The 13452-nt window shown below is 50.0% G+C and carries 9 protein-coding genes; 5 read left to right on the top strand and 4 right to left on the bottom strand.

Going from position 1 to position 13452, the window contains the following annotated elements:
* Window positions 1–28: 28 nt before the first annotated feature.
* Complete coding sequence (locus KME12_14660; GenBank protein ID MBW4489027.1) at window positions 29–1765, bottom strand: ShlB/FhaC/HecB family hemolysin secretion/activation protein; 1737 nt, start codon at window positions 1763–1765, stop codon at window positions 29–31.
* 349 nt (window positions 1766–2114) lie between these two features.
* On the opposite strand from KME12_14660, the gene KME12_14665 reads away from it, so the two are divergent.
* Window positions 2115–2972 (top strand): DUF928 domain-containing protein, encoded by an 858-nt coding sequence (locus KME12_14665; GenBank protein MBW4489028.1) that lies wholly within the window; start codon window positions 2115–2117, stop codon window positions 2970–2972.
* A gap of 73 nt (window positions 2973–3045) precedes the next feature.
* Here KME12_14665 and KME12_14670 read toward each other — a convergent pair whose 3' ends face one another.
* Both KME12_14670 and KME12_14675 read right to left on the bottom strand, forming a co-directional pair.
* The gene (locus tag KME12_14670) at window positions 3046–3939 is read right to left on the bottom strand and encodes a lysophospholipase (GenBank protein ID MBW4489029.1); all 894 of its coding nucleotides are present in this window, start codon (window positions 3937–3939) and stop codon (window positions 3046–3048) included.
* A gap of 190 nt (window positions 3940–4129) precedes the next feature.
* Window positions 4130–5674: an ammonium transporter gene (locus KME12_14675; GenBank protein MBW4489030.1), complete on the bottom strand. Its 1545-nt coding sequence runs from the start codon at window positions 5672–5674 to the stop codon at window positions 4130–4132.
* Window positions 5675–6299: 625 nt separating this feature from the next.
* On the opposite strand from KME12_14675, the gene KME12_14680 reads away from it, so the two are divergent.
* Window positions 6300–6767, top strand: a complete 468-nt coding sequence (locus tag KME12_14680; GenBank protein MBW4489031.1) for a MarR family winged helix-turn-helix transcriptional regulator — start codon at window positions 6300–6302, stop codon at window positions 6765–6767.
* Between the two features lie 1062 nt (window positions 6768–7829).
* Window positions 7830–10145, top strand: a complete 2316-nt coding sequence (locus KME12_14685; protein ID MBW4489032.1) for a hypothetical protein — start codon at window positions 7830–7832, stop codon at window positions 10143–10145.
* Between the two features lie 134 nt (window positions 10146–10279).
* On the opposite strand, the gene pgeF is transcribed toward KME12_14685, so the two are convergent.
* Window positions 10280–11086, bottom strand: coding sequence for a peptidoglycan editing factor PgeF (gene pgeF / locus KME12_14690; GenBank protein MBW4489033.1), 807 nt, complete (start codon window positions 11084–11086; stop codon window positions 10280–10282).
* A gap of 168 nt (window positions 11087–11254) precedes the next feature.
* On the opposite strand from pgeF, the gene KME12_14695 reads away from it, so the two are divergent.
* Window positions 11255–12001: a biotin--[acetyl-CoA-carboxylase] ligase gene (locus KME12_14695; GenBank protein MBW4489034.1), complete on the top strand. Its 747-nt coding sequence runs from the start codon at window positions 11255–11257 to the stop codon at window positions 11999–12001.
* 211 nt (window positions 12002–12212) lie between these two features.
* Window positions 12213–13442 carry a peptidoglycan DD-metalloendopeptidase family protein gene (locus KME12_14700; GenBank protein MBW4489035.1) on the top strand — a complete coding sequence of 410 codons (1230 nt, stop codon included), beginning with the start codon at window positions 12213–12215 and terminating at the stop codon, window positions 13440–13442.
* The last annotated feature ends 10 nt before the right edge of the window (window positions 13443–13452 follow it).

Genomic DNA, 13452 nt, shown 5'->3' on the forward strand with positions numbered 1-13452 from the left:
GTTGGCAACCCTTGGTAAAGCTCCCCCGTCAAGGTCGAATGACCACACTAAAATAGACTGCTTCGTCTTGGGCATTCTGGCCGCGATCGCTGAGATCCAGTAGAGGAAAAGCATAATCTAGCCGGATGTTTAAACCCGCAACGGGTCGCCACAGGAGTCCTACGCCTGCTCCAGCCAAGAACCGCTCATTGTTAATTTCGTTGGGGTTTCTGGCCTCATTCCACACAGCGCCTAGGTCAAAGAATGGGGCGAGTTGCAGAGTGGGGACTCCTGCTTCATTGCGCTGCAAAGCAATCCGATCTTCGAGCGAAAAGCGGACACCGTTATCTCCAGAGCGGGCATTTTGCCGGAAACCACGCACTGATTGGCCCCCACCAATCACAAACTGCTGCGACGGCAAGAGACTGTCGGGTGTGAGCTGTAAGTCTAACTGAGCAATCAGCAAATTATCCGTACCCAGTACCTGAACGCGCTGAGCCTGCCCTAACCAACTAAAGAAACGCCCATCGGGAATTGGATCAGGATTGGTGGTGGCATCAAAAACATCCACTCCAACATTAAACTGCGATCGCAAGGCCCAAGCTCCGCCCGGATCACGCTTGACATAATCTTGACCAAACTTGATCACGCTGGTACGGCTAATGCCATTCGGCCCCGTGCCGAGCACAAAGGGGTTGGGAATATTGTCAAACAGGAAAGTCTGCCCATCTTGGAAGGTAAAGCCCAGAGAGAGCGCTAATTCTTCACGGGGCGATCGCACCAAAGGCTGACGGTAGCTAATCTCATATAACTCAGAACTGCCGCGAATGCCTAGGGCCGAAAACTGGGGGTCAGTAATTTTGTAGTCGTTCGGAGCGGCTCGTAATTGAATCGTGCCATTCATGGCGTTGATCGGGACTCGGTAACTGAAGTCGTACAACTCAGCACCACCCGTTGTAGAAACGTAGTAAGCACCTGCGAGTTGATCGCCGAGCCCGGTTAAGTTGCGATGCACAGCACTCACCCCTAGCCGCTCAGAGCCGACGCTGGGCGGTGAATAGTTATCAGCACTCAAGTAAAAATCAAACGGATTCGCTTCTGTAACCCGGACAGTTAAGATACTTTGGCCGAGTTGCTCTCCCGCGCGTAAATTCGCCTCAACGTTTTGAAACAAAGGGTCAATTTTGAGCAGGCGCAGCTGGTCTTCCAGAGCATCTTTCTTCAGCGGCGTTTTTGCCCCCAACTGAATGCGATCGCGAATGTAACTCGTGTTAACCCGACGATTTCCTTCTACGTCAATGCGTTCCAAACTGCCTTCAATCACGCGAATCCTAACGACGCCATCCGTAATCGTTTGATCCACCAAGACAGCGCGGGAAGTGATATAGCCTTGGTTGAGATAGAGCTGCGTAATGGCATCGGCCACAGTCCGCAGTTGCTCCAAGGTCAAAGAACGACCTTCATAGGGCTGCACGATCGGGTCTAGTTCCTCTGGCCCCAAAATCGTGCTGCCAATCACTTCAATGCTTTTGACAGGAATGGTGACATCCGGTTGTGCAGGCGACGCTTCTGGGGTAGGTGTGGGTAAGATTGGCGGTTCTTTTTCGGTCGGGGTGGGAAGTGGCAGAGTCGGCGGGGGTTGCAGGAAGCGGTCTTGGTTGGGGTCGAGTTGCGGATTAGCAACAGGCGGAATAGGCACACTTTGAGCAACCAGGTTGCCTAGCTCCCCTAGCACTGGAGCTGGAGGGATAGGACTAGCCCAAGCAGAAGTGCTGTTGAGCGGCATCGGTATTAAGGTCGTGGCTAACAGCCCCACAGCTTTTGCTCTGAGTCCCCCTGGGAGCCAGAGAAACTGCCAAAAATCTGTTCTCACGCTCCATCCCACTTGCTGCTTCCGCACAATTTGTTGCCCTCTATAAATCTACGGCTCAAGTTTCGACGCTAGGTATAAGCAGGACTAGCTAGAAGATTGTACGTCAAGTACCTCCGGTCTTAAATTCTGAACCAGAGATTTGTAAGTAAGAGTCTACAATTGTGGCAACCCTAGCTCCTTATGGGCCCTTCCTGCTGTGTTTCCTAGCGTAGCTCTGAGCCTACAGGATGCCACTGCTGAATTGATCCACAAGAGTTTTCTTATGACTCAGGTTAATGTTTACAAAACTTTTATCGCTGTTGGGTTAACGATAGGTTTGTCATGCTGGGTGGAAAGCAGTTTTCAGCCAGTCTCGGCAATGCAGTTTAGAGGCACCAGTCGCAAACTGCCAGGTCGGCGAGTGGGAGCAGGGACTAGAGCGTTTTTGCCACCTTCGCTGGAGGCTCCTAGGGTACGAGGGCCTGCACCAGCCGCCCCACCCAGCCCCAAAATTCCAGGTCGGCGACAGGGAGCAGGTTCACGGGGAAACGGCTTAATCGAGTGCCTGCCCACTAGCTCTGGCCCCTTAGTGGCCTTGTCACCCGATACCAATTTAGGATTGACGACCGCAGCCTATCCTCGATTTTTCTGGGCTCTGCCGTCAACCAATGCGCCTCTGGTGGAGTTTACCCTGTATGACGTAGATGCCAAGCAAGCCAACCGCAACCTAATTTACAAAACCACGTTTAGCATCACAGGTGAGGCGGGAATTGCTAGCTTATCCTTGCCAACCGATGTGAATTTGCCTCCGTTAAAACTTGGCCAAGATTATCGCTGGTCTGTGGCCCTCATTTGCAATCCTGCCGATCGCTCGCAAGACATAATAGTCGATGGTTGGGTGCAACGAGTCGTCCCCAGCTCAACCGTTGCTCAACAGCTAAAGCACGCCACTCCTCGCGATCGCCCTGCGATCTACGCCCAAAATGGACTTTGGTTTGATACGGTCGAAACTCTATTAGATCAACGCTGTGCCCGCCCCCAAGATGCAAACTTGGCAGCTAGTTGGGCCGAGTTGATGAAGTCGGTGAATTTAGAGGCGATCGTCAATCAACCTGCTGTCTGTTTAAAGGATGAGGGATGAGGGATGAAGGTAGTTGAAGATCCCAGTTCGGGATTAGGCACAGAACTAGAGACTCAACATGTTCAGAATGAATCTAGCTTTGTGCAGTTAGGGGTGCCAATTTCATTTCCCGGAAAAGTTGTAGGGCCGATCGCCAGACTAAGTAGCCTTGAGTGCTCAGATGCAAACCATCCGTCGTAAAGTCAGTCCGTAAATTGCCTTGAGCATCTGTAAATAGGGGGTGTAAGTCGAGGAAATGTACTCCCGCTTCCTCGGCGATCGCTTTGAGTTCCTGATTTAGCTGACGAATATGGTCATTAGAAATTGCATTCAGGCGGTCTTTGCCTTGCCAAGTAGCGCGATCGCCTGCGTGCGGCAATATTGACTGCAAAACAATCTGAGCTTGGGGATGTACCTGCTGCAAGTCGCGGATAATCCGATACTGATTTTCTAGCAAATCCGCATCTCCTACCCCTCTAATTAAGTCGTTAATGCCAATTAGGACAAAAATTGTTTCTGGTTGGGTCTCGTCAAACAACTCTAGACGGCGGAGGAGCCCAGCCGAAGTTTCTCCAGAAATACCTTGGTTCAACCAGCTTTGCTGCGTTGGCAACAACTCAGGTGGAAACCAAAGGCTCAAAGAATCTCCCACCAGTATATTCAGGCGCTTGGGGCGGTCTGTCGCTGCGGCCTTAGCTTCTTGCTGCAAGAGAGTCAACCATTGGTCGTAGGTAAGCTGATGACGCGGTCCCAACTCTGGCGTTGCAGAGACAGTAGAGCGCGGTAGCTGACTCTGGTTTGCAGCCGCACTAGCCTTGGCAAGCCACGGTAAACTGTACCCTCGCAGCAATAGCAGCACGGTCAATAGCAGGAAGCCATTGGCTACAACCGACAACAAGGCCCAAGCAGGAACGATTTTTCGAGAGCGAGTAGGCACTGCACCACACTCAACGTCATTTTGAATCAGATTGTAGTCGCAATCTGGCATTCGTCCAAAAAATTAGTCGCAACTAGGGTTCGCTGATAAAGCTGGCTATCGATTTGCAACTCATTAGCCCAGCAAAAATCAAAAAACTGCCAGAACCTTAAGCTCTAGCAGCCTTTTGAATTGCAAATACTAATTCAATCAGATTTCATTAGGTAGGTGCCCAACTTCATTGCAATAGCACCATAGAAGCTTAGCGAATGGTACTGCTGGACATACCACTAGCATCCTTAAGGAAACCGCTATAAGCTTCCATGCCATGTTCGCCAATGTCCAAACCCTTCAGCTCTTCTTCGGCTGATACCCGAATACCCAAGGTTGCTTTCAGGGCCAACCAGAAGATGGCTGAGAGGATTCCTATAGTCAAGGCAACAGAAATAGTACCTAAGAGTTGAGCGCCAAGTTGCCCAAAACCACCGCCTAGCAAGAAACCTCTACTAGGACCAGCAGTGTACAAAATATCTTGACCGACTTTGACATTAGGCCCAACAGCAAAAAGACCCAGAGCGATCGTACCCCAAACGCCATTGACTAGGTGAACCGAGATAGCTCCCACAGGGTCATCAATTTTCATGCGGTCAATCCAGAGGACGGCAAATACAACGATTACACCGCCGACAGTACCGATGATGGCAGAGGTCCAAACTGGTATGAACGCACAAGATGCTGTGACTGCAACTAACCCTGCCAGAATGCCGTTGATCACCATCGAGAGGTCAGGCTTGCCCAACACAATCCAAGCGACAAGAGTGGCAGCCAAGCCGCCAAAAGCAGCAGCAATATTGGTTGTCATCGCAATATGAGCGATTTGCCAGCTAACAGCCATCGTAGAGCCTGGGTTAAAGCCAAACCAACCCAGCCATAGAATCAAACAACCTAAGGTAGCGATCGCAATGTTGTGACCAGGCATCGCATTGGAGGTACCATCTTCGTTGTACTTACCAATGCGGGGGCCGAGAATAATTGCTCCCATTAATGCAGCCCAGCCTCCAACGGCATGAACCACAGTTGAACCTGCAAAGTCAAAGAAACCAGCTTTTGCCAGCCAGCCGCCGCCCCAAATCCAGTGTCCTGTGAGGGGGTAAGCAATTCCAACCAACAACAAACTAAAGATTAGGAAGTCAACGAATTTAATTCGCTCAGCTACCGCACCAGAGACAATCGTGGCAGCAGTTCCTGCAAAGGCAAGTTGAAAGAAGAATTTTGCTAGCAAAGGTACGCCTGCCCAGTTGAGCGAACCATAGGCTCCCTGATATGCATCTAGGGTTGCGGGGCTGTTATCAATTCCCGACAGGAAAAATACGCCATCAGTACCAATAAAGTCATTGCCACCGCCAAACATCAAGCCGAAGCCAGCTACCCAAAAAGCGATGGTAGACATGGCAAAGACGATCAAGTTTTTAGCTAAGACGTTGACCGCATTCTTCTGACGGCAGAAGCCAGTCTCTAGCATGCAGAATCCAGCATTCATAAAGAACACCAGCATTGCTGCCACCATGACCCACATCGTATCTAAGCCAACTCTCAGATCTGCGGTTGTCTGAGCAACAGCGGCTAGATCAGGAGCGGTCTGAGCAACAGCAGCATAACCCCAAGCCAACACAATGATGAGAGCTAAAGGGATGCAAGCTTGCCAACTCGGAGAGAGCATCTTGGCGTACCAAGCGGGAGAAAACCATTTCGCTGCTCGTGGCAAGGACAGCTGTTTACGTCTGCCTCGCGACTTTTGGGTGAGCATTAGTTTTGACATTGCGACTGAACGTTCCTTCATAAACGAATCGATGAATGGCTCAGGAGACAACTTGGTTAATCAAGCCGCTACTTAGGCATGGAGTCAAGAAATGAACTTGTATCAAACAATGCAGCCCTACGTATGGTAGAGCGCCCCCTTAACTTCGCAATTGCAGGCTGCTGACTACGAGGGCAACTGCATAGTTTTGAAACCAGACGGTTGCCTGTCTAAAAACCCTGAGGATATTGAGGAAGTAAAAATGATTGCACCAATTTCGGGGCAGTTCGTTCTGTATTTACCGATACAATTTCCTATGCAACTCAGCTCTTAGTGGACTAATTCAGTATTTAATTTGTCAAAACTGCGATCGCGCCTATCTCTTCTATCTCAACCCACTCCACTGAGGCCATGCCGCAGCGATTAATCCTCGAACAGAGACTTGACAAGTCACCTAGCTATACAATACATTTGTACCAATGTTACCTCATCACTCCTTTAGGAGCTGGCCCCCAAAGACCTCTGGGGGCTATTTTTTAGCTATTTTCGGGAAATCTGAAGCTAACCAATAGGCAAAATCAAATACACCACCCTAAAATACTAAGTATGCTAAGCAAAGCTTTTAGGAGCTGCGATGACCTCTTCTCCTGTCCAGCCAAAATTACCTAAAGAATGGCAGGAAGTACTGGCTCCACAAGGCATTGGGTATCGGATTAAGTTGCTATCCCAGCTTCTCAGTCGTAAGTTTCAAGAACGACTAGAACCTCTCGGCCTAACTCCCTTTCACTGGGTAGTTTTGTGTTGCTTGTGGGAGGAAGACGGCTTAGCAACCTCTAGCATCAGCGAGAAACTACAACAAGTAGGTGGCACCCTAACCGGAGTGCTAGACCGCATGGAAGAGCGAGGACTGATCCGGCGGGAACGGGACTCCGAAGATCGACGAATTTGGCGAATTTGGTTGACAGATGCAGGGGAACAGCTACGTGAAGTTTTGCCCCCCATCGCAGTGGAAATCCGCGACAGCGCCTTAACCGGAATCTCACCATCAGAACGACAGCATTTTTCGGACTTGCTGGACCAGATGATTGCCAATATTTCTTAGAACCTTTTAGCGGGCGTGATTCATTGGCTCTGCGATCGTGGATTTTCCGTAGAGATCTTGTGGCAACAATCTATATTAATTGCGTGCGTTCACGGTAGTATTCGCCATATCAATCAACCAAACGCATCAACTCAAGTATTTTTACAATTCAGTACTTGCGTATAGTTTTGTCACCAGTATATAAAGCGTTACACCGTCAGTATGAACATACGTCAGTACTGTATTGACTACTAACTTTTCAGGTGACGCTACTTAGGAAAGGGCATATTACACCTAGCCCTAATGACTAGAAAATAGCGAAAAACCTAAAACGGTAGATATCATCAATTGCTTGGAGATATTGCCAAATCAGCTATTTGGCGCTCAATCAATTACATGATTGGCTCTTGCATCGCAATTGGTGATCAGGCTTCAGTCATCAGTGATATTAGGATGAGCCTGTACACTATCAACCTAGAGCTTACAGCTAGGTACAAAGTTTTAATAAAGATGCAAAAACCCTGATTACACTTGCTAACTCTGTGAGTACTCTAGAACTGGAATTTAAGCTGTGTATATCACCAGATGAGTGGTAGAACTAAGTCTCTAGAATTATTCTCAAGCCGAGGTAGCAAAGATACAGGCGATCGCGTTCTTAGGTGGAGACATCTACCCGGACTCCGGAGTTAATTAGAGACTAGGGCTGCTGAATGAGAGTGCAGTGATGGCTACACTTCCTTCTCTGAATACAATTTTGTCACTCAAAAAATAAACAGCCCAAACCGGGAACTTCCACTCTCAAGTAGCGTTCTAAACACATACGGGTATCCATGCAGACCAGCAACCCTGAAGCCGTCTAACTTTTGCACTCAGCTTAGGTGAAGCGTTTCCAGAAAACTGTAATTGCTAATACCCTCTAAATTTTGTTTCCTTTTAGACATCTACTGATTCTATTACTTACTCTCTAGCAAGACTCAGCTCAGGATTATCTAGACTAAAAATTTCGGTACTTGGTTGAATTGCCTGCTGCTAGAGTCGCGTTTTCTGTTTGTTGTTTATTCACCGTTCAGTGAGGATTCTTCTGTGATTAATCAATCAACCCGGTATGTTGTTTGTTTGGGTCTTTTGGCTGGAAGCTTGGCGATCTCAACGACCGCTCGGGCTGAGATTGCGGTAACTGGCGGTCGAACGAGCGGTGATGCTTCCTTCTTCGTTCCTGGTGTCACCAACACAAATACTACTACGAGCACTACTTCTACTACCTCTACCTCTACTTCAGGTGGCGACACAGTTCTATTTGATGCCAGAACCCGTCAACTTAGATTAGAAACGGCAGCTGGTGTAACGGTTAATTCTCGCTTTACTCCGACTGCTGGCAGACTAGATTCCACCACTGGTGTACCCAAGGGCGGTGAAACTGGACAGCTACAAGGCTTGCTCTCTGGCCGTGCCTTTACTGCTACAGGCAACCCAGTATTTTTCCAGAATGTAAAAACAACTCTGGATTTCAAACTCAACTCTTTTGCACCCGACACTTTGATCGGCGGTACGTTGATCACCCCACTAACAAGTGCGAGTGGCTCCAGCAACACTTCCAGCAATACCTCAGACAACACTTCAACTAACACCTCAACCAATACTTCCACTAATACTTCGACCAATACTTCCACCAATACCTCAACCAATACTTCCACTAATACTTCCACCAATAGCTCCACAGACAGTTCTGCTCCCCCAATCTTCTTGCCTATCACCGGGGTAACTCTGTCGCAGGAATCTGCTAGCTCATTCAAAGCGCAAGATGGTCAGCTATACAGCGGTAAATTCGAAGCTAACCTGCCTGGTGGTGGCTCGATCGCTCTACCTTCTGACTATCGCTTTACTGGTGGTAGCACAACACCAAACTTGCCTCCTAGCACTCCGATCGGCAGTGGCAACACCAAATTCAAGTTTGAAGGTCAAGGCCAAGGTACGACCACCTTTGCTAGCACTACTGGCACCAACAGCACAATTGATTTTGATAGCGCCAGCAGCAAGACAGACTTCAAAGTTGAAGGTGCAAGCTTCAAGGTTGAGGGTACCAGCAATGGTCCTACCGATTTCAAACTTGGCGGTATCAACAGCACTGGCGTAACTGGAAACATTGCCTTCAAGGGTGACACCAAGTTCACGCTTGAAGGTCAAGGCGTTGGTACAACTCAGCTTGATACGGCTACAGGTGAACTTGGCTACAAGAGCACCGAAGCTAACACCAAATTCAAGATTGAAGTAGGTACTAACAAACTAGAAGGCAATAGTGTTGGCGAAGCAGAAATCAATGTAGGTGGTATTGGTATCAGCTCTACTGGCAGCACCACAACCACTGGCAGCACAACTACAGGTAGCACGACCACTGGCAGCACGACCACTGGTGGTACAACGGGTGGTACAACGGGTGGTACAACGGGTGGTACAACGGGTGGCACTACAGGCGGTACAACTGGCGGTACAACTGGCACAACCACAGGTGGTACAACGGGTGGCACCACGACGACTACAACGGGTGGTGCGTCTAGCGGTACAGCTAGCGGCAGCTTCACAGCCCAAACCACTTATATTCAACTCTTCACGGTTGATTCGCTCTCAACTAGCCAAGTTGCATATGTTGTCTCTCCCGCTAACAGTAATGACGACAACGATGATGACGACAACGATGATGATAACGAGATTGAGGTACGCCGTAGTGAAGGCCGCGGACGTGGCCGTCGGGTAGCACGTGGTCGCCAAAGCCAGACAACTTATGTCCTCGTTGGCCCTTCTAGCCGTGTCTTCCCCGGTTTGGTTGGTTTGAGACAACTACCACCCGCATCCAGCACCTCTACGACCCAGACTGAGTCTGAGTCCACCACTGAGGCTACTGAGTCCACCACAGACACGACTGGTACCACCAGCACTGATGGCACGACCAGCACCACAACTAGCCCTACCACTGGTACTACAACTGAGTCCACCACGGGCACTAGCGGTACCAGCACTGAGGCTACTGAGTCCACCACTAGCACGACTGAGTCTGACGACTCCACGACCACTGAGTCTACTGAGTCCACGACAGACACCAGCGGTACCACAGACGCTACCACCACCGAGTCTGGTGCTACGACTGGTACTACAACTGAGTCCACTACTGGTACGACAGGAACCAGCACTGATGGCACGACCAGCACCACAACCAGCCCTACAACTGGTACTACAACTGAGTCCACCACAGGCACCACCAGCACTGATGGCACCAGTGGCACGACCAGCACCACAACCAGCCCTGCAACTGGTACCTCTGATGATTCCACAACGATTAACTTCTCTAGCCCAGCGGGTACTGGAACAGTCCAGTTCACTCCTGCTCCTAGCACCAATCCATAGTTGGTAACTGCCCTAGCTCAACGACCTTGGTTTGCCGTGTAACTAAGGTCAGACTAGGAGTCTAAAAAGTTGTGAGGCGATCGCCCTAGGTTAATTCTTAGGGCGATTTTTGTTCCTGAAACAACCTGAAATAATTAGACAACTGCTCGGCTGACAATGCCAGACCACTGTACCTTTTTCAGGCCATCGCGACGGTAGGAGAAAAAGTGCTCTGGTTGTTGATAAGTACAATGAGGGGCGATCGCGACTTGTTCGGGACTGAAGCCAAGTTGCTCCAACTGCAAAGCATTGATACGTCGCACATCCACTCGGACGCGATCGGGTTCTAGATCAGCAATTACAGGCGGCTGAGGTAGTTCATAGAGCTGCTCAATAACGGCATTGGCCTCATTCGCAGCAGATGGGGTAATCGTTGCGCCCAAAGCAGCCGCTACATCACTCGAAACTTGATAAACCCCTCCAGCGATCGCGGGTCCCATTGCCACCCGTAGATTGTGTAATTGGCTGCCTTGAGCTTGCAGACGAGCGATCGCTTGCGGCACAATTTTAGCGGCAGTTCCACGCCAGCCCGCATGCACAGCCGCAACCTGCCCTGTAGCCATATCTGCAATCAGTACCGGGGTACAGTCAGCACTACAAACCCAAACGGCTTGCTTCGCTTGCTCAGTTAGTAAACCATCAGCAGGTGGCAAATCTGGCTCAGAAGCACTCGCATCATTAGCAGAGATAAGACTGAGTTCAATTTCAGAGGGGGCTAAAACAACGTTGCCGTGGACTTGCTTGACGCGGTAAACCTGCGCCTCGGATTGTAAGGCGCTAACTAAGCTGCTTGGCGTTTGGGGCCAGAAGTGTTGAGTAAAAAAGCCGTGGGACCAAGCTTCTAAGAGGCTACAAGTGAGATAAGGCCGTTCGTCCCAAGTTTGCCAGTGCCAAGTGTGCATGAAAGTTCGAAGCTTTACAAAACGAAATCAGTCAAAATGCAATGAGTCCATGCTAGCCTAAGCGACGATCTCTCTAGACTTTTGCCCGTGAGATTTGAGCAACAACGGTTTGAGCTAGCACTGCAGCAATCCAGGCAACATTTATCTGCCGTCTTTCAGCACCAACATATTTTTCATTCCTTGCCGCTATCGTTGCAGGTGTTTGAAACTCTCGATTCTACCAACCAAACGCTATGGGAGTTGCTCAGTCAGGGCGCGATCGCGGGTACAGCTGTTTTAGCGTTGCAGCAAGAGTCAGGACGAGGGCAGTGGGGTCGCCAGTGGCAGTCTCCCTTAGGAGGCTTGTACCTCTCAGTAGCGCTGAATCCTCTCTTGCCAATTGCGAATAGCGCTCAACTGACGTTGTGTAGTGCTTGGGGAATTGCCACGGCCCTCCGCAGCTATAACTTGCCTGTGCAATTGAAGTGGCCCAATGATTTAGTGATCAATGGGCGCAAATTGGGAGGGATTCTTACCGAAACCCGGATTCATCAAGGTCAGGTGACCAAAGCAGTCGTAGGGGTTGGAATCAATTGGACTAATCCAGTTCCCGAAACGGGAATCAATCTACAAACAGTTCTAGAAAAACAGGCAGAACCCGCGATCGATTCCTTAGAAATGTTGAGCGCGATCGCCCTACAAGGAATTGCGTCCGGATATACAGCTTGGCAGCAAGAAGGGATAGAAAACCTTTTGCCCTCTTACCTCAAGCTATTAACAAATTTAGGACGCTCAGTAGCGGTGAATGACTTTCAGGGAACTGTTATAGGAGTCTCAGATAAGGGAGAGTTACAAATTCGGGCTGGCTCCGAGGGAGCTTTCTCTAGGGAAATTTTGCTAAAGCCCGGTACAATCAGTCTGGGTTACGATGTCTAGTCTGAGAAACTAAAATCAGAAAACTATAAAAGCGCAATTAATCTACAGCTCATCCCCCCGTAGGATGACAGCTGGGGAACAAAATAAGTAAATAAAACGACTGAACCTGCTAGCTTGAGCGACTTAAATGCGTAATAAGGGGACTGAAATGAACCAGCAGACTCGTTCTGCCCAACCTACGCTCAAAACCTCCCGTCAGCATCCTCGGTGGATGCAAAGTCTGGCTTGCCTGGGTGGGATTGGAATCTTGAGTGCGGGAACGCTGGGAGCCCAAACTGCTCCAGTGGATTCTGTGGTAGTACCCGCAATTCCTGAGCCTCAATCAGCGGTGGAAGCAACTCCTGTAGAAGTCGCTCCTATTGATCCTGCGCCTTTGGCAGTCGCTGAGCCAGAGCAATTTGCTCCAGAGGCATCCCCAGAATTTGCTCCAGAGCCATCTATATCAGTTCAAGAAGAGCCTGCTCCTAATTGGGCGGTCCCTATCCAAGAGGAGTCAATCGCTGCCCCTCCCGTTACCGATTCACCCAATCCAGTCGCAACGGGGTCCGAGCCACCTAACTACAACAACGCCTACATCGACCCGACGAACTACAACCTTGGTGCTACAGATGCTTACGAGCAGCCGAGTTCTGTGGTCTTGTCAGAGCGCTCCACAGGTTGCCAAGCAGTTCTGTCGGGTGGTCAAGGCTTGTCGGGTGCAGTTTGCGGCACTACCTCAAATCCTACCCCAGCTCAATCCGCTCCTTGGAGACCTGGCTCAGTTGAGACCAAGTGGGCTGACACATCGGGCGGCACCTCAGGTAGCACGCAATGGGTTGCAGCCACAAACTCAGCAGCAGTGCAGCTAGGCCCTATCAACATTAGTGCTAGAGGGATTGGCGTTGGTCAAACAACTGCCTCTGGACGCTCGTTCTACTACCAGACAGCTCGACCCACAGGTCGGTTGGGTAATGGCAATCTCAGATTGATCTTCCCACTTTCGCTGCCTGCTCCGATTACTTCCATATTTGGGTGGCGCATCCACCCCATTAGTGGAGATAGCCGTTTCCACTCTGGAACCGACTTAGGTGCCCCGATGGGAACTCCAGTCTTGGCAGCTTATGCAGGTAAAGTAGCGATCGCAGACTTTCTCGGTGGTTATGGCCTCACAGTGACCATTGATCACAACAAAGGCACCCAAGAGACGCTATATGCTCACCTTTCCGAAATCTTCGTCAAACCTGGTGAGGTAGTGAAGCAAGGAGCCGTGATTGGTCGAGTCGGTAGTACAGGTAACTCGACTGGCCCTCACTTGCACTTTGAGTTGCGCCAGCAAACAGCTAATGGTTGGGTGACGCTCGACCCCGGTTCCCAGCTAGAACTCGCAGCAGCTGACCTTATTAAGTCTCTACAAACTGCTCAGACCGCAGCTAAACCAGCCGTTCCTCAGCCTCAAGGTTAGGTCTGTAGGG

It is taken from the genome of Trichocoleus desertorum ATA4-8-CV12 (genome assembly GCA_019358975.1).
GTDB lineage: Bacteria > Cyanobacteriota > Cyanobacteriia > FACHB-46 > FACHB-46 > Trichocoleus > Trichocoleus desertorum_A.